This window comes from Microbispora cellulosiformans (genome assembly GCF_008728085.1).
In the GTDB taxonomy this organism is placed as follows: Bacteria; Actinomycetota; Actinomycetes; order Streptosporangiales; family Streptosporangiaceae; genus Microbispora; species Microbispora amethystogenes.
Genome location: NZ_VYTZ01000005.1, coordinates 142,123 through 156,480 on the forward strand (window position 1 = coordinate 142,123; position 14,358 = coordinate 156,480).

General features: G+C 74.3%; 16 protein-coding genes and 1 riboswitch. Of the genes, 8 read left to right on the forward strand and 8 right to left on the reverse strand.

What is annotated here, in order from left to right:
• Positions 1-8: 8 nt before the first annotated feature.
• The 4 genes from F5972_RS14860 to F5972_RS14875 all read left to right on the forward strand — a co-directional run bounded on the left by F5972_RS14860 (position 9) and on the right by F5972_RS14875 (position 3,980).
• A complete protein-coding gene (locus F5972_RS14860; RefSeq protein ID WP_150934088.1) occupies positions 9-677 on the forward strand; it encodes an ArsR/SmtB family transcription factor in 669 nt (222 codons plus the stop codon).
• Positions 674-2,071 (forward strand): MFS transporter, encoded by a 1,398-nt coding sequence (locus F5972_RS14865; RefSeq protein WP_150934089.1) that lies wholly within the window; start codon positions 674-676, stop codon positions 2,069-2,071. The genes F5972_RS14860 and F5972_RS14865 overlap by 4 nt, the downstream gene beginning before the upstream one ends.
• Positions 2,072-2,240: 169 nt before the next feature.
• A complete protein-coding gene (locus F5972_RS14870; protein WP_150934090.1) occupies positions 2,241-2,432 on the forward strand; it encodes a hypothetical protein in 192 nt (63 codons plus the stop codon).
• A 195-nt stretch (positions 2,433-2,627) separates the two neighbouring features.
• Positions 2,628-3,980 carry a serine hydrolase domain-containing protein gene (locus F5972_RS14875; protein WP_150934091.1) on the forward strand — a complete coding sequence of 451 codons (1,353 nt, stop codon included), beginning with the start codon at positions 2,628-2,630 and terminating at the stop codon, positions 3,978-3,980.
• Between the two features lie 9 nt (positions 3,981-3,989).
• Here the strand turns inward: F5972_RS14875 and F5972_RS14880 are convergent, their stop codons facing one another.
• From F5972_RS14880 to F5972_RS14895, 4 genes are read right to left on the reverse strand one after another with little or no spacing between them, the layout of a single operon-like run.
• Positions 3,990-5,210, reverse strand: coding sequence for an ABC transporter permease (locus F5972_RS14880; protein WP_150934092.1), 1,221 nt, complete (start codon positions 5,208-5,210; stop codon positions 3,990-3,992).
• A complete protein-coding gene (locus F5972_RS14885) occupies positions 5,207-5,971 on the reverse strand; it encodes an ABC transporter ATP-binding protein (protein ID WP_150934093.1) in 765 nt (254 codons plus the stop codon). Before F5972_RS14885 ends, F5972_RS14880 begins: the two co-directional genes overlap by 4 nt.
• Positions 5,968-7,068, reverse strand: a complete 1,101-nt coding sequence (locus tag F5972_RS14890) for an efflux RND transporter periplasmic adaptor subunit (RefSeq protein WP_225311500.1) — start codon at positions 7,066-7,068, stop codon at positions 5,968-5,970. The genes F5972_RS14885 and F5972_RS14890 overlap by 4 nt, the downstream gene beginning before the upstream one ends.
• Complete coding sequence (locus F5972_RS14895; RefSeq protein WP_150934094.1) at positions 7,065-7,646, reverse strand: hypothetical protein; 582 nt, start codon at positions 7,644-7,646, stop codon at positions 7,065-7,067. Before F5972_RS14895 ends, F5972_RS14890 begins: the two co-directional genes overlap by 4 nt.
• Before the next feature lie 162 nt (positions 7,647-7,808).
• Here F5972_RS14895 and F5972_RS14900 point away from each other — a divergent pair, with 162 nt between their 5' ends.
• The 3 genes from F5972_RS14900 (at position 7,809) to F5972_RS14910 (ending at position 10,743) form a co-directional block, all read left to right on the forward strand.
• Positions 7,809-8,462, forward strand: a complete 654-nt coding sequence (locus tag F5972_RS14900) for a response regulator transcription factor (protein ID WP_150934095.1) — start codon at positions 7,809-7,811, stop codon at positions 8,460-8,462.
• Positions 8,459-9,661, forward strand: coding sequence for a sensor histidine kinase (locus F5972_RS14905; RefSeq protein WP_225311501.1), 1,203 nt, complete (start codon positions 8,459-8,461; stop codon positions 9,659-9,661). Before F5972_RS14900 ends, F5972_RS14905 begins: the two co-directional genes overlap by 4 nt.
• Before the next feature lie 253 nt (positions 9,662-9,914).
• Positions 9,915-10,049, forward strand: a riboswitch (cyclic di-AMP (ydaO/yuaA leader).
• Between the two features lie 13 nt (positions 10,050-10,062).
• Positions 10,063-10,743: a CHAP domain-containing protein gene (locus F5972_RS14910; RefSeq protein ID WP_150934096.1), complete on the forward strand. Its 681-nt coding sequence runs from the start codon at positions 10,063-10,065 to the stop codon at positions 10,741-10,743.
• Between the two features lie 54 nt (positions 10,744-10,797).
• On the opposite strand, the gene F5972_RS14915 is transcribed toward F5972_RS14910, so the two are convergent.
• Positions 10,798-11,202 carry a nuclear transport factor 2 family protein gene (locus F5972_RS14915; RefSeq protein ID WP_150934097.1) on the reverse strand — a complete coding sequence of 135 codons (405 nt, stop codon included), beginning with the start codon at positions 11,200-11,202 and terminating at the stop codon, positions 10,798-10,800.
• 87 nt (positions 11,203-11,289) lie between these two features.
• Between F5972_RS14915 and F5972_RS14920 the strand changes: the two genes are divergently transcribed.
• A complete protein-coding gene (locus F5972_RS14920) occupies positions 11,290-12,090 on the forward strand; it encodes a helix-turn-helix domain-containing protein (protein WP_150934098.1) in 801 nt (266 codons plus the stop codon).
• Here F5972_RS14920 and F5972_RS14925 read toward each other — a convergent pair.
• The 3 genes from F5972_RS14925 to F5972_RS14935 form a co-directional block, all read right to left on the reverse strand.
• Entirely contained in the window at positions 12,033-12,665 is a 633-nt protein-coding gene (locus F5972_RS14925) for a TetR/AcrR family transcriptional regulator (protein WP_150934099.1), read from the reverse strand. The genes F5972_RS14920 and F5972_RS14925 overlap by 58 nt on opposite strands.
• Before the next feature lie 152 nt (positions 12,666-12,817).
• On the reverse strand, positions 12,818-13,915 hold the full coding sequence (locus tag F5972_RS38835; protein WP_191910130.1) for an SRPBCC domain-containing protein: 1,098 nt from the start codon (positions 13,913-13,915) through the stop codon (positions 12,818-12,820).
• Complete coding sequence (locus F5972_RS14935) at positions 13,912-14,256, reverse strand: ArsR/SmtB family transcription factor (protein WP_150934100.1); 345 nt, start codon at positions 14,254-14,256, stop codon at positions 13,912-13,914. The genes F5972_RS38835 and F5972_RS14935 overlap by 4 nt, the downstream gene beginning before the upstream one ends.
• Positions 14,257-14,358 lie beyond the last annotated feature (102 nt).

The window sequence follows — 14,358 nt, forward strand, 5'->3', positions numbered from 1 at the left end:
GTGGGAGCATGTCCGACTCACCGTCCTCGCCCTACATGCCGGGCAACCCCGACGTGGTCGTCCTGGACGCCAAGGGCCTGCGCGCCCTGGCGCATCCCGTACGCGTGCAGCTGATCGGCCTGCTGCGCAAGCACGGACCGTCGACCGCCACCCGGCTCGCCGAGCGGCTGGGCGTCAACTCCGGCACCGCGAGCTACCACCTGCGGCAACTGGCCGCCGCGGGCTTCGTCGAGGAGGACGCCGGGCGCGGCAACGCGCGGGAGCGGTGGTGGCGCTCGGTCCACCGGTCGACGTACTTCGAGGGCATCGACCTGGTCGAGCGGGAACCCGAGGTCGCGCTGGCCTACCTGCAGTCCGTCGCCGCCGCCCACACCCTGCGCGTGCAGCGGGCGGTGAACGAGTTCCAGACGATGCCCCGGCCGTGGCGGAGCGCCGCCGACATGAGCGACTGGGCGCTGCGGCTCACCCCCGAGGAGACCGTGCGGCTGCGGGACGAACTGCACGATGTCATCGCCCGATACCGCCGTGACGTCCCCGAGGGGGCGGCCACCGCCCCGGAGGGCGCTGAGCGGGTGGGGCTGATCTCCTACATCCTGCCCGAACTGGACGCCCCCGACCCCGGCGCTGACCCTGGGCCCGATCCGGACCCCGATCCCGACGGCGGGGGCTCGTCATGACGGCCCCGGCGACCGGCCCCGCGACCGGACCTGTGGCCGAACCTGTGGCCGAACCCGGGACCGGCCCGGGCGGGTCCTCCCGGGAGCGGGGAGCGCGGGCGCTGACCGGGCTGCTCGCGGCCACGGCGGTGGCGCTGACCGGCACCCGGGTCTCGACCGTCGCGCTCCCGTGGTTCGTGCTCGTCACCACCGGCAGCGCCACCCAGACGGGCCTGGTCGCGTTCTGCGAGATGACCCCCTACGTGGTGGTCAAGGCGCTGGCCGGGCCGCTGGTGGACCGGGCCGGCCCGCGGCGGATCTCCTCGAGCACCGACCTGCTCAGCGCGGCCGCGGTCGCCGCCGTACCCCTGCTGCACGCCCTCGGCCTGCTGTCCTTCCCGCTGCTGCTGGCCGTGGTCGCGGTGGTCGGCGCGGCGCGCGGCCCCGGCGACCTCGCCAAGCACGTGATGGTGCCGGAGGCGGCCGAGCGCGGCCGGGTGCCGCTGGAGCGGGCCACCGGACTGTCGGGCGTGACCGAACGGCTGTCGTCGACCCTCGGCCTGCCCGCCGGCGGGATCCTCGTGGCGCTGCTGGGCCCCCTGACCGGTCTCGTCGTCAACGCGGCGTGTTTCGCGCTCGCCGCGCTGCTCGTCGCGCTGGCGCTGCCGCGGGGCATGGGACGGCCGGCCCCGGCCGTGAGCCCGGGACGCCCGCCGGGGGATGCGTCGCCCGGAGAGCCGGGATACTGGCGGCGTCTCGGCGAGGGCTTCGTCTTCCTGCGCGGCGAACCGCTGCTGCTGGCCGTCATCGTCATGGTGGGCATCACCAACCTGCTCGACGCGGCGCTGAACACGGTGCTCCTGCCCGTGTGGGCCGAGCGGTCCGGAAACGGCCCGGCCGCCATCGGCCTGAGCAACGGCGTGCTGGGCGCGACGGCGATCGCGGGGAGCCTGCTCGCGGCGGGCGCCGCGCACCGGCTGCCGCGCCGGGCGGTGTTCTTCACCGGGTTCCTGCTGGTCGGCGCGCCGAGGTTCCTCGTCCTCGCCGCCGACGCGCCCATGTGGGCGGTGGTCGCGGTGTTCGCCGTCGGGGGTTTCGGGTCCGGCTTCCTCAACCCGATCCTGGGCGCGATCGCGTTCGAGCGGGTGCCGCGCGCCCTGCTGGGGCGGGTCAACGGGCTGGGCGACGCGCTGGCGTGGGCCGGCATCCCCCTCGGCGGGCTGGTCGCCGGAGCGGCGGTGGCCGCCTTCGGCCTCGCCCCGGTGCTGCTGGCCGGCGGCGCGGCCTACTTCCTGACCACCAACCTGGCCGGGCTGCGCCCCGAGTGGCGCGAGATGGACCGTACGCGCGGGCGTGGCTTCCGGGAGCGTGAACCCGGCCCGCTCTCCGAGCCCGCGGCGTCCCGGGGCGGGTGATCCGCGGCGCGGCGTCGTGTGCGGCCCCGGAGGCCGGTCCCGGCCGGGCCTCCGGACGGACGCGCGGCGGTGGCCTTGGTCCTCGCGGCCGGTGACCCTCGGACCCTGACGGCGGTTCGGCCCGGACGGATGCTGAGGTCGTACCGCTGTGACGGCGGAAGGAGGAGCCATGTGGACCGACAGGCCCGGCAGGGCGACATGGCCGAGGAAGCTGGGCGTTCTCATCCTGGTGCTCCCGCTGGTCATCGTCGTGGCCGGCAAGAACCCGGACGCGGCGGGGGCGGTGGTGGCCGCCGGCGGGCGGCTGCTCGGCTGGTGCGCCGACGCGATCGCCCGTCTGCTGGGCGAGCTCACCACCTGACCACCCCCCGACCTGTCCCCCGACCTGACGACTCCGCGGGCCGCCCGTCTCGCGAGCTGAGCATCCGGCGTGCCGGCCGTCCCACGACCTCCCGTCTCGCCCGCTCCCCCTGACCGGTGAGCTGGGCGGATGCGGAGGCCGCGGGAGCGGCGGAGCGCTAGCCTGGTGCGGATCACGGAGCGGGAGGGGTGGGGCATGGTTTCCGAGGGGACGGCCCGCGCGCTGCTGGCGAAGCTGGCGGCCGAGCAGGCGGAGTCACGGGTGCCGTCGCTGGTGGCGGCGATCGTGCGGGGCGGCGAGGTCGCCTGGTTCGGAGGGCGCGGCCGGGTCGGCGACGAGCCGCCCACGCCGGACACCCAGTATCGCATCGGCTCCATCACCAAGACGTTCGTCGCGACGGCCGTCATGCGGCTGCGCGACGAGGGCCGGCTCGACCTGCTGGACCCCCTCGGCAAGCACGTGCCGGGCACCCCGCTGGGCGACGTGACGGTCGCGCAGCTGCTGTCGCACACCGGAGGGCTGACCGCGGAGTCGCCCGGTCAGTGGTGGGAGCGCACGCCGGGGACGCCGCCGGCCGACCTGCTCGCCGCGCTCGGCCCGGAGACCGCGCGGCACCGGCCCGGCCGCCGCTATCACTACTCCAACCTCGGGTACGCCCTGCTCGGCGAGCTGGTCGCGCGCAAGCGGTCGGCGCCGTGGGAGCAGGTGGTGCGTGAGGAGATCCTGCTGCCGCTCGGCATGCGCGACACCACCCCCCGGCCGAGGCCGCCGCACGCGACCGGATACGCCGTGCACCCGTGGGCCGACGTGCTGCTGCCCGAGCCGGAGAACGACCACGGCGCCATGGCCCCCGCCGGGCAGATGTGGTCCACCCCCGCCGACCTCGCCCGCTGGGCGGCGTTCGTCGCCGGCGACACCGGCGAGGTGCTGCGCCCGGCGACGCTGGCCGAGATGCGTGAGCCGGCCACGGTGGAGGACGGCGACACCTGGACCCGCGGCTACGGCCTGGGCTTCCAGGTCGCCCGGCACACCGGGCCCGGCGGGCCGCGGCGGCTGGCCGGGCACACCGGGTCGATGCCCGGCTTCCTGGCCACCGTGTGGGCCGACCCCGCCGACGGCGTGGCGGTGCTGTGGATGGCCAACACCACCGCCGGGGTGCGCCCCCTCGACACCGCGCTGCTGGACATCCTGGCCGAGCACGAGCCGCCGCTGCCCGCCGAGTGGCGGCCGTCGCCCGTGGACGAGGACCTGCTGGAGCTGACCGGGCCGTGGTACTGGGGCCCGACGCCCTACGTGCTGCGGGTCCTGCCACGGCGGGGCCTGTCGCTCGGCCCGGTCAACGGGCGGGGCCGGGCGTCCCGGTTCGTGCCCGACGCGGACGGCACCTGGGTCGGGCTCGACGGCTACTACGCCGGGGAGACGCTGCGGGTGGTCCGTTCCACCGGCGGCGTCACGCATCTCGACCTCAACACGTTCGTGTTCACCCGCGAGCCGTACGACCCGGCGGCCCCGGTGCCGGGCGGGGTCGACCCGGACGGCTGGCGGTAGCCCGGCCGGTCAGGTGGCCGACAGCGCGGCCGTCGGCGGCAGCCGGGCCGCGCGCATCGCCGGGTAGAGACCGGCGATCGTGCCGATGACCAGCGCGGCGCCGGCCGCGCCCGCGAACGCCCAGGGCGGCACCACCGGCGGCCAGCCGCGCGCCAGTGCGTACGCGGTGGTCGCCAGGCCGCCGAGCACCGTGCCCGCCAGCCCGCCGAGGGCCGACAGCAGCAGCGACTCGGTGAGGAACTGCAGGCGCACCTGCCCGCGGGTGGCGCCGAGCGAGCGGCGCAGGCCGATCTCCCTGCGCCGCTCCAGCACCGAGATCACCATGGTGTTGGCGACGCCGACCCCGCCGACGAGCAGCGCGACCGCGCCGAGGCCCAGCAGCAGGCCGGTGAAGGCGCTCGCGGCGGCGGCCCGGGCCGCGAGCGCGTCCGAGGGCCTGCTCACCGTCACCTCCTCCGGGTTCTCCGGGTTGACCGTGCGCGGCAGCACGGCCCGTACGGCCTCCACCGACTCCTCGGTCGACCGCTCGTAGATCGTCGTCGGATGGCCGTCGAAGCCCAGGTAGTCGGTGGCGGCGGGGAAGCCGACGAGCGCCGAGCGTTCGATCTCGGGGGCGAGCGGCATCGGGCCGAGGATGCCGACGACGCTGAACCACCGCTCGCCCATCCACACCCGTACGCCGATGCGGGTGACGCCGAGGCGTTCGGCGGCCTTGGCGCCGAGCACGACGGCGGGCCGCGTCTCGGTGGCGGCGTTCAGCCAGGCACCCGCGGTCACCCGGCCCTCCAGGGTGGCGAGCAGGCCGGACGTGGCGGCCTGGACGGCGATGCCGCCGGTCACCGCCTCGGGGATGCGGTCGGTGCGCCGGATCGTCGTGCCGATCACTCCGGTCGCCGACGCCGTGCGGACCGGCCCGATGCGCCGGACCATGCGCAGCGCCTCCTCCGGCAGCTTCGCCTGCTCGCCGAACAGCGTGCGACCCGGCGAGACGGTCAGCAGGTTGGTGCCGAGCCGGTCGAGGCGGCGCAGCAGCTCCTCCCGGGAGGAGGCCGAGACGCCCAGCACTGCGATCATGGTCGCGATGCCGATGGCGATGCCGAGCGCGGACAGGATCACGCGGGCGGGGCGGGTGCGCAGCCCGGCCACGCCGGTCCGCAGGACGTCGGACGGCCCGAGCCGGGCCGGGACGAGCCGCCCGCCGCTCGTCCCGCCCGTGGTCTCACCGGTCATCGTGACGCTCCCTTCGCCGTCGCCGGGACGGCCCCGGGCGGGCGGCGGCCCGACCCCGGGCCGTCGTCGCCGGCGATCCGCCCGTCGCGGACGCGCACCTGGCGCGGGCACCACGCCGCGATCTCCGCGTCGTGGGTGATGACCAGGATCGTGGTGCCGGAGGCGTGCAGGTCCCGCAGGACGGCCAGCACCTCGGTCCCGGCCGCCGAGTCGAGGTTGCCCGTCGGCTCGTCGGCGAGCAGCAGCGGCGGGTCGCCCGCCACCGCGCGGGCCACCGCCACCCGCTGCTGCTCGCCGCCCGACAGCTGGTGGGGCCGGTGGCCGAGGCGGTGGCCGAGGCCCACCCGTTCCAGCGCCGCGGCGGCCCTCTCGCGCCGGGCCCGCAGCGGGACTCCCGCGTAGAGGAGCCCGTCGGCGACGTTGTCCAGCGCCGCGACCCCGGGGGCGAGATGGAACTGCTGGAAGACGAACCCCAGGTGGCGGGCGCGCAACGCGGACAGCTCGCGGTCCGACAGCCCCGGCACGTCGTGCCCGGCGATCCGCACGGTGCCGGTGGTGGGCCGGTCGAGGGTGCCGATCAGGTGGAGCATGGTCGACTTTCCCGACCCGGACGGCCCGGCGACGGCCACCAGCTCGCCCTGCTCGACGAGCAGGTCCACCCCGCGCAGCGCCCGCACGCCGCCGTAGGTCCGGGTCACTTCGCGCAGTTCCACGACGTACGGCCCGCCGGCGCGGGCGGGTTCGTTCGGGGGCCGGTTCATGGGGCGGGCACCCCGACCTTCATGCCCTCGGCGAGCCCGGCGCCGGTGATCTCGACCATTCCGCCGCCGAAGGCGCCGGTCTCCACCGGCACGATCCGGGTCGCGGCGCCCTCGACCACCTCCACGCCGAAGCCGCCCTCGCGCAGCGCGAGCAGCGCCTCCACCGGCACGGCCAGCACGTCGCGGCGGCGTTCGCTGACCAGCTCCACCTGCACGGGCGCCTTGTCGAGCCGGGTTTTCGGGGTCCTGGCCAGCGTGATGTCCACGTCGACGGTGCTGTCCTCGTCCTGCCCCTCACCCTGCGAGGCCGCCTTGGCGACCGTGCCGACCGAGGTCACTCTGCCTTTGACGCGTTCACCGCCGGGCAGCTCCACCGCGACCGTGGCGCCCTTCCGCACCAGCGCCTGGTCACTCGTGGACAGGTCGACGTGGACGAGGCGGCGCAGGCCCGACACGACCAGGGCCGGTTGCCCGGGGCCGGTCCTGGCGCCGACCTCGGCCCTGGCGTCGGTCACCCGGGCGGCGGCGGGCAGGAACACCACCTGCGAGGCGTCCACCTGCCCGGTCCGCGGCAGCCCGGCGTCGTCCTGCCACTGCCTGACGGCGAGATAGGTGGCGTAGCTGAAGTGGTCGTCCACCGACAGGTCGCCGCCGTAGCCGAGGACCTTCAGGTTGCGTTCGAGCTGCTCGACGTCCGGCCCGTCGGCGACGCCCTGCCGGAGCGTACGGTAGAGCGGCAGCGTGCCGTACATCAGCACGACCGGGCGGCGGGCGACCCGCAGCAGCGGGCGGCCCCGGCGGACGACCGCTCCCTCGGCGGGCACCCAGGTGACGACGCCCCGGGCGTCGGTGACGATCCGCCGCTCCCCGGAGTAGGTGAGCGATCCCTCCACGGTCTTGGTGTCGACCAGGTCCTGCCGGGTGATCGGGGTGGTGGCCGGGACGGCCCGCGCGGAGGGCCCGCCCGCGCCGTCGCCTCCACCCCCACCTCCGCCCGGCCTGCCACCGGGGCCGCCGCCCGTCACGGCGACGGCCGTTCCCGCGGCGGCCAGCGCCAGGACGCCCGCCCCGGCGAGCACCAGGGCCCGGCGCGTCACGGCCGCTCCCCCGGCGCGAACTCCTCGCACTCCTTCTGCGCCGCTTCCATCGTCTTCTCCTGGCCCGGCTTGACCTTGACGAGGAGCCCTTCGCCAGGCTTGGGGTCGGCCATGTCGATGCCGTGTTCGCGCATGCACTGGGCGAACTTGAGCATCCGGTCGCGTTCCCGGGGGTCGTCGGCGCCCGCCCGGTCGCCGACGGCGTTCTTCATGAAGTGCTCGCAGGCCCGCATGGCCTCGCGGGTCGTCGCCTCCTCTCCCTTCCGGCCGCGGATCTGGACGCGGCCGGAGGCGTCGGGGTCGGGCATGTCCACGCCGTGTTCCCGCATGCACTGGGCGAACTTGATCTGGGCCTCGCGCAGGTCGGTGCTCGCCGAGGCCGACGGCGTGGCCCCGGCCGTGGTCCTGGCCGTGGACGCGGCGGCGATTCCGTCGCCGTCGGAGGCGCCGCCCTCGGCGTCACCACAGGCTGCCGCCGTCGCGAGGGTCGTCGCGAGAGCCGTGGCGAGGGCCAGGCGCAGCCCCGTCCGTACGGGTCGCGGGCGCAGGGGTCGTGAGCGTGTCGGTCGCAGGCGCATGGTCGTTCCTCCTCCCCCGGGGCCTTCGCCCGGGACGGGGCCCAACTCCAGCGCAGCCGGTGCTAATCACGGATAAGGAGGAGCCGCGGGTGATCCGGGAGGCTTCGCTTATCCGGGCCTAACACCGCGTGCGCCACTGTCGGTGCCGAGCGGGAGGCGAGGATGCGGGTGCTGGTGGTCGAGGACGAGGAACAACTGGCCGACGCCGTCGCCCGCGGGCTGCGGCTGCACGCGATCGCGGTCGACGTGGCCTACGACGGCCGGGAGGCGCTGGAGCTGGCCTCCTACGTCGGCTACGACGTGGTGGTGCTCGACCGCGACCTGCCCGACGTCCACGGGGACGAGGTGTGCCGGGAGCTGGTCACGGCGAGCGGCGCGAGCCGGATCCTCATGCTGACCGCGGCGGGGCGGGTGCGGGACCGGGTCGGCGGCCTGGCCCTGGGCGCCGACGACTACCTGGTCAAGCCGTTCGTGTTCGCCGAGCTGGTGGCGCGGGTGCGGGCGCTGGCCCGGCGCACCCCCCGGGCCGCGCCGCCGGTGCTGGAGCGCGCCGGGATCCGGCTCGACCCGGCCCGCCGTACGGTGGCCCGGGACGGGCGGCAGGTGGCGCTGGGCCGCCGCGAGTTCGACGTGCTGCACGAGCTGATGCGCGCCGGCGGCGGCCTGGTCAGCTCGGCGCGGCTGCGCGCGAGCGTGTGGGACGAGCACGCCGGCGCCGGCACGGGCGTGCTGCGCGTCACCATCACCTCGCTGCGCAGGAAACTGGGCGACCCCCCGGTGATCGAGAACGTCCCGGGCCGGGGGTACCGCCTGTGACCCGCCGCCTGCTGGTGTGGCGCAGGCTGGGGCTGCGGACGCGGCTCACCCTGCTGTACGGCGGGCTGTTCTTCGTCGCGGGCTCGGTGCTGCTGTGGTTCACCCACCTGCTGACCGCGCGGGCGCTCAACCAGCGGTTCGTCGTGGCGGTGGACAAGGTGAGCCACGGCGGGCGCCCTGCCCCCGCGGTGTCCGGCGCCGCCCTGCCCGCCGACAGCCTGCCGGGCGGCGCGCTCGGCGCCGACGTGATCGCGCGGCGCGTGCGCACCGACGTCGAGCAGGGCGCCGCCGACGTGCTGAACGACGTGCTCCGGTCGTCGCTGATCGTGATGATCCTCGTCGGGGTGGTCGCGGTGGTGCTGGGCTACCTGGTGGCCGACCGCGCGCTGCGCCCGCTCGACCGGGTGACCGAGACCGCGCAGCGGCTGTCGGAGAGCACCCTGCACGAGCGGATCGCCCTGCGCGGCCCGCAGGACGAGATCAAGCGGCTCGCCGACACCTTCGACGCGATGCTCGACCGGCTGCACCGGGTCTTCGACGCCCAGCGCCGTTTCATCGCCAACGCCTCCCACGAACTGCGCACCCCGCTGGCGGTGAACCGCACGGTGCTGGAGGTGTCGCTGGAGGAGCCCGCCGCGTCGGAGGACCTCAAGGCGCTGGCCCGGGCGCTGCTGGGCGCCACCGCCCGGTACGAGCGGCTGATCGACGGGCTGCTCATGCTGGCGCAGTCGGAGCAGGAGATCACCACCCGCAGGCCGGTGGACCTGCGGCAGGTCGTCCGTACGGCGATGGAGCAGATCGGCCCGCAGCCGCGCCGAGGGAAGGTCACGGTGCACGAGGACCTGCGCCCGGCCGTCGCGCACGGCGATCCGCTCTTCCTGGAACGCTGCCTGGTCAACCTGCTGGAGAACGCCGTCAAGTACAACGTTCGGGACGGGGAGGTCTGGGTCCGGCTGCGCGAGGACGACGCCGGGGCGTGCCTGACGGTGGAGAACACCGGGCCGCCGGTGCCGCCGTACGAGGTCGGCGACCTGTTCGAGCCGTTCCGGCGGCACGGCGGCGACCGGATCCGGTCGGCCCGCGGCGCCGGGCTCGGCCTGTCCATCGTCCGCGCCATCGCGGTCGCGCACGGCGGTACGGCCGACGCCCGTGCCCGGCCGGAGGGCGGCCTGACGGTGACCGTACGTCTGCCCAGGTGAGCGAGGTGCGTTCGCTCTGGGCGAACAAAGGTGTGAGCAGAGGAGAAGAAGGGGAACGCGGCATCCCCGGCGGGGCGGGCGAACCCGCCCTTTGCGCTCGCCCGTCCGGCATCGCGCCAGGTAAAACCCGAGTTGTCATCACTTGACCGGTTTGGGCTTGTCTATTACTTTTTGAGCAACTCAGGGCCCACTTGCTCATCTCAGTGGTCAAGAAAGCCCACCTCACACCGACGCGGCCGGCCGATCTCGGCCTGCCGCCCGGCCGCCTAATCCGCGTAAGCGGAGCCGGGGACCCAACCTCTTCCTGGGGTGAATCGGCATACCTGCCGTAGGGCGACTTCCAGCCCGAACCCGTCAGCTAACCCGGTCGGCGGCATGGAAGCAAAGGGAGTCCGCCCATCATGCACGCCCTCTCGACCTGTCTGCGCACGGCCCTCGCCGGCGGAGTCCTCGCCTCGGCCGTGGCGATCGCCTCTCCCGCCGCGCAGGCGGCGGACAACCCGGCCTCCGGCAAGGGCCCGGCCGCAGCGGCCGCGGCCGCGCCGTCCCTGACCGAGATCGCCGCCCGGCTGCCCAAGGTCGGCCCCCAGGACGTCATCAAGCTGGCCGCGAGCCAGGTCGGCATCAGCGAGAACTCCGCCGGCGGCGGGACCAAGTTCCAGGAGTGGTACATGACCAGCCCGCGCGCCCGCGAGACCCTCGCGCGCGACGGCGGGGCGCTGGAGGAATACGAGAACGCCCCCTGGTGCGACATGTTCGTCTCCTGGGTGGGCCAGCAGCTCGGCATCCAGCCGGTGATGGGTTCCGACGCCTACACCGTGGAGCACGCCCGCTGGTTCGCCGACCACGGCCGCTGGGGCCGTACGCCCAAGCCCGGGGCCGTGGTGTTCTTCAGCTGGAGCGGCAGCAACAAGATCGGCGACATCCAGCACGTCGGCTTCGTCGTCAGGGACAACGGCGACGGCACCATCCGCACCGTCGAGGGCAACACCGGCAACGGCGCCGTCGAGGCCCGCACCCGCCCCGCCTGGCAGGTCGCCGGGTACGGCTACCCGGTCTACCCCGCCGAGCTCGCCTCCTGACGACCCCCGGGCCGGGGATCGCGAACCATGGTTCCCGACCCCCGGCCCGGGTGCTCATCGATCAGCCGATTCCCACCACGTCAGATTGGCGGCCGCCCGGGCCGCCGGCTCGATGATCTCCCACGCCTCGGCGATGAGCCCGTCGTCGAGCCGCCAGATGTCGACGACCGCGATCCCCGGCCCGGCGCCGGGGAGCCGGCGCCGCGAGTGCATCACGACGTGATCACCATCGGCCAGCACATGCAGGATCTCGACCCGCATGCCCGCGAGCGGGACGAGCGCGGCGCGTACGGCGGCGAGCCATTCCGTCTTGGTCTTCGAGGTCGAATCCGGCCGGTGATGGGTGAAGTCGTCGCTCAGCAACGGCGCGAGCGCGTCGACGTCGCCCGTCGCGACCAGTGCCGTCAGCGCCCGCTGGACGATGCTCTTGTTGTCGGTGGTCGTGTTCCGCGTAGTCACGGGACGCAGTGTCTCCGCCGCCCGCGACGGTGTCGATGAACTCCCATTTCATGGCGCGGAGCGCCACGATGAGTAGCATCGGCGGTCATGCGCACGGTCGGGGAACTGTTACGGGAATGGCGGCATCGCCGGCGGCTCAGCCAGCTCGATCTCGCGATCGCCGCCGACGTCTCGGCCCGTCACGTCAGCCTGGTGGAGACCGGCAGGTCCAACCCGAGCGCCGACATGGTCCTCCGGCTCGCCGACCAGCTCGACGTGCCGTTGCGTGAGCGCAACGTGCTGTTGCTCGCCGCCGGCTTCGCGCCCCGCTACGCCGAGCGGCCGCTCGACGGGGACGCGCTGCCGGCGGCCTGGGACGCGATCGCACGGGTGCTGCGCGCGCACGAGCCGTACCCGGCGCTGGTCATCGACCGCCGATGGAACATCCTGATGACCAATCGCGCCATCGACCCGTTCCTCGCCGACGTCGCCCCCGACCTGCTACGGCCGCCGGTCAACATGGTGCGGCTGGGACTGGACCCGCGCGGGCTCGCTCACCGGATCGTCAACCTGGCCGAGGTGCGCTCGCTCCTGCGTACCCGTATCGGACGTCAGCTCGCCACCGCTCCCGATCCCGAGCTCACCGCCCTGTACGAGGAACTCCTGGCACCCGGCTCCGAGGACGCGAGCCCCGCGATCGGGTCCGAGATCGCCGTACCGATGATCTTCCGCTTCGGTGGACGGGAACTACGACTGTTCTCGACCACCACGACGTTCGGCACCCCGACGGACATCACCCTGGACGAGATCGCGATCGAGTCGTACTACCCGTCGGACGCCGAGAGCGCCGCCTACTTCACCACGTCCGGCGCCGGAGCCGACCCGCGGCCGCGCACCAGCGGCAGGTAGACCTCGTCGACGATCTCGACGAGGACGTCGTCGGGCGCGGTGGGCACCCCGCGCACCACGAACTCGTTGCGCAGCAGGACGACGGCCACCGTGGCGACCCGGGGATGGAGCGCCTCGGGGGACGCCTCGCCGCGCGCGACCGCCCGGCCCAGTACGGTCAGCCAGGCGGCGGCAGCGGCGTCGCCCGACTGCTCCGGTAGCTGCGTGAGGAACTCCTGCGCGCCGCCGGCGGCCGACATCAGCTCGCGCAGGATCGCGCCGAGGGGGGAGCTCCAGTGGCGGTTGGCCCCGCGCAGCATCTCCAGGACGTCGCCGCGCAGGTCGCCGGTGTCGGGCGGCTGGACCGCCGTGACCAGTTGCCGGTAGGCGGCGACGCCGAGGGCGAGCCGGCTGGGCCAGCGGCGGTAGATGGCGTTCTTGTTGGTGCCGGCGCGGGCGGCGACCTTGTCCATGGTCAGCCCGGCGTACCCGGATTCGAGCATCTCGTCCACCGCGGCGCGCAGGATCGCCTCCTCCAGGGAGGCGCCGCGCCGCCGCGTCCGCCCCGCCCCTGGAGGTTTGCCCGAGTCGTTCACCGCGAGCCTTCCCGCTGCACAACCGCCCGTACCCTACCTGCGGATCTGGTGGGAACGTTAGCGAACCGGCAAGGTACTCCGCGTACCGGAAGACGAGGAGTGGGCGCTCGGTCCTCTCTGGGACTGGACACCCCCGGCCGTGCACCCTTCCCTCACTTGATCACACGGTAGGTCAGGTGCTCGGCGGCCGGGGTGGACACGGAGCCGAGCGGCTCCAGCCGCAGGGACCCGGGCATGCCCTCGGGGAACAACGACGTGCCGCCGCCGAGGATGAGGGGGGCGAGGTGGATCCGGAGGATGTCCACCAGGCCGGCGCGCAGGAACTGCTCCGCGATCGCGCCGCCTCCCAGGATCACGACGTCCTTGCCCCCGGCTGCGGCGCGCGCCTTGTCCACGGCGCTGTCGAGGCCGTCCGTGACGAAGTGGAACCGGTCGCGCAACCGCACCTTCTCCGGCCGCGAGTGGGTGACGACGAAGACGGGCGGGGCGGCGATCTGGTCCTGGTCGTGGCCGTAGCCGACCTCGTCGCCCCATCCGTTGGGCCCGTCGACGACGTCGAAGGTGCGCCGGCCCATGATGACGGCTCCGGTGTCGACGAAGGACCTGTGGAGGATCTCCGCGTCGCGCGGCGTCCGCTCGTCCGTCACCCAGGCGTGCAGGATCTCACCGCCCACCCCCAGCCCGTGGTCGGGGCCGGCGCCCGGCGCGGTGACGTACCCGTCCAGCGACATCGTGATGTCCAGCACGACCGGGCCGGCCTCCGGGCGGTCCTCGCCCTCGTCGTGAACCAGCTCGCCGAGGCGGTCCATCGAGTCGGCGACGCCGCGCTCCATCCCGCCGGCGATCATGGCGTCCCGCGCCTCGACGCTCGGGAACACGGAGCGGGACCACAGCCGGGTACGTCCGCCGAGATCCTCGAACGTCGCGGAGTCGAGGCTGACGACACCGGGCGTGCCCTCGTACTCGAAGGTCTGGATGATCCGCTCGCCGGGGGCGACGGTGTGGAAGACGCCGTGGAAGACGTGCTCGTCGCCCTCGGTGTCGCGGTGCACGTAGCGGTACCTTCCGCCCGGGCGCGCGTCGTACTCGACGAGGCGCATCTCGACGTCCCGCGGGCCGAGCCAGCGGGTGACCAGCTCGGGGTCGGTGTACGCGCGGAAGAGCCGCGCGGGCGGCGCGTCGAAGTCACGGACGACCTCGATGAACGGGCTGCCGGGCTGGGCCGTGATGGTGGTCGGGTTCTCGATCATGATTCCTGCTCCCCTATCTCGCCGAGTACGTCGTCGAGGCGCCGGAACTGCCCCTCGCGGGTCAGCCGGTAGGTGTCGATCCAGCTCGTCAGCTCCTCGAGCGCCGCCGGATTGAGACGACACGGGCGGCGCTGGCCGTCACGGCTCCGCGTGATCAGCCCGGCCGCCTCCAGCACCTGGATGTGCCGGGAGACGGCCTGCTTGGTGATCGGGAACGGCTCGGCGAGCTCGTTCACGGTCGCCTCGCCCCGTGACAGCCGGGCGATCAGCGCGCGCCGGACCGGGTCGCCCAGCGCGGCGAACGCCCTGTCCAGGCGGCCCTCCGCCTCATCAACCGTCATCTTTATCAACCAACCTCTTTATCAACCGTTGTGTTGATAATAGGCACGGAGCCGCCGCCGCGGCAAGGGGTTCCGGTAGACCGGTAGCGGCTTCACCGATCG

Bases quoted from the DNA above. Each gene is read 5' to 3' on its own strand.
- F5972_RS14860 (WP_150934088.1), top strand. From the start codon at position 9: ATGTCCGACTCACCGTCCTCGCCCTACATGCCGGGCAACCCCGACGTG.
- F5972_RS14865 (WP_150934089.1), top strand. From the start codon at position 674: ATGACGGCCCCGGCGACCGGCCCCGCGACCGGACCTGTGGCCGAACCT.
- F5972_RS14870 (WP_150934090.1), top strand. From the start codon at position 2,241: ATGTGGACCGACAGGCCCGGCAGGGCGACATGGCCGAGGAAGCTGGGC.
- F5972_RS14875 (WP_150934091.1), top strand. From the start codon at position 2,628: ATGGTTTCCGAGGGGACGGCCCGCGCGCTGCTGGCGAAGCTGGCGGCC.
- F5972_RS14880 (WP_150934092.1), bottom strand. From the start codon at position 5,210: ATGACCGGTGAGACCACGGGCGGGACGAGCGGCGGGCGGCTCGTCCCG.
- F5972_RS14885 (WP_150934093.1), bottom strand. From the start codon at position 5,971: ATGAACCGGCCCCCGAACGAACCCGCCCGCGCCGGCGGGCCGTACGTC.
- F5972_RS14895 (WP_150934094.1), bottom strand. From the start codon at position 7,646: ATGCGCCTGCGACCGACACGCTCACGACCCCTGCGCCCGCGACCCGTA.
- F5972_RS14900 (WP_150934095.1), top strand. From the start codon at position 7,809: ATGCGGGTGCTGGTGGTCGAGGACGAGGAACAACTGGCCGACGCCGTC.
- F5972_RS14910 (WP_150934096.1), top strand. From the start codon at position 10,063: ATGCACGCCCTCTCGACCTGTCTGCGCACGGCCCTCGCCGGCGGAGTC.
- F5972_RS14920 (WP_150934098.1), top strand. From the start codon at position 11,290: ATGCGCACGGTCGGGGAACTGTTACGGGAATGGCGGCATCGCCGGCGG.
- F5972_RS38835 (WP_191910130.1), bottom strand. From the start codon at position 13,915: ATGATCGAGAACCCGACCACCATCACGGCCCAGCCCGGCAGCCCGTTC.
- F5972_RS14935 (WP_150934100.1), bottom strand. From the start codon at position 14,256: ATGACGGTTGATGAGGCGGAGGGCCGCCTGGACAGGGCGTTCGCCGCG.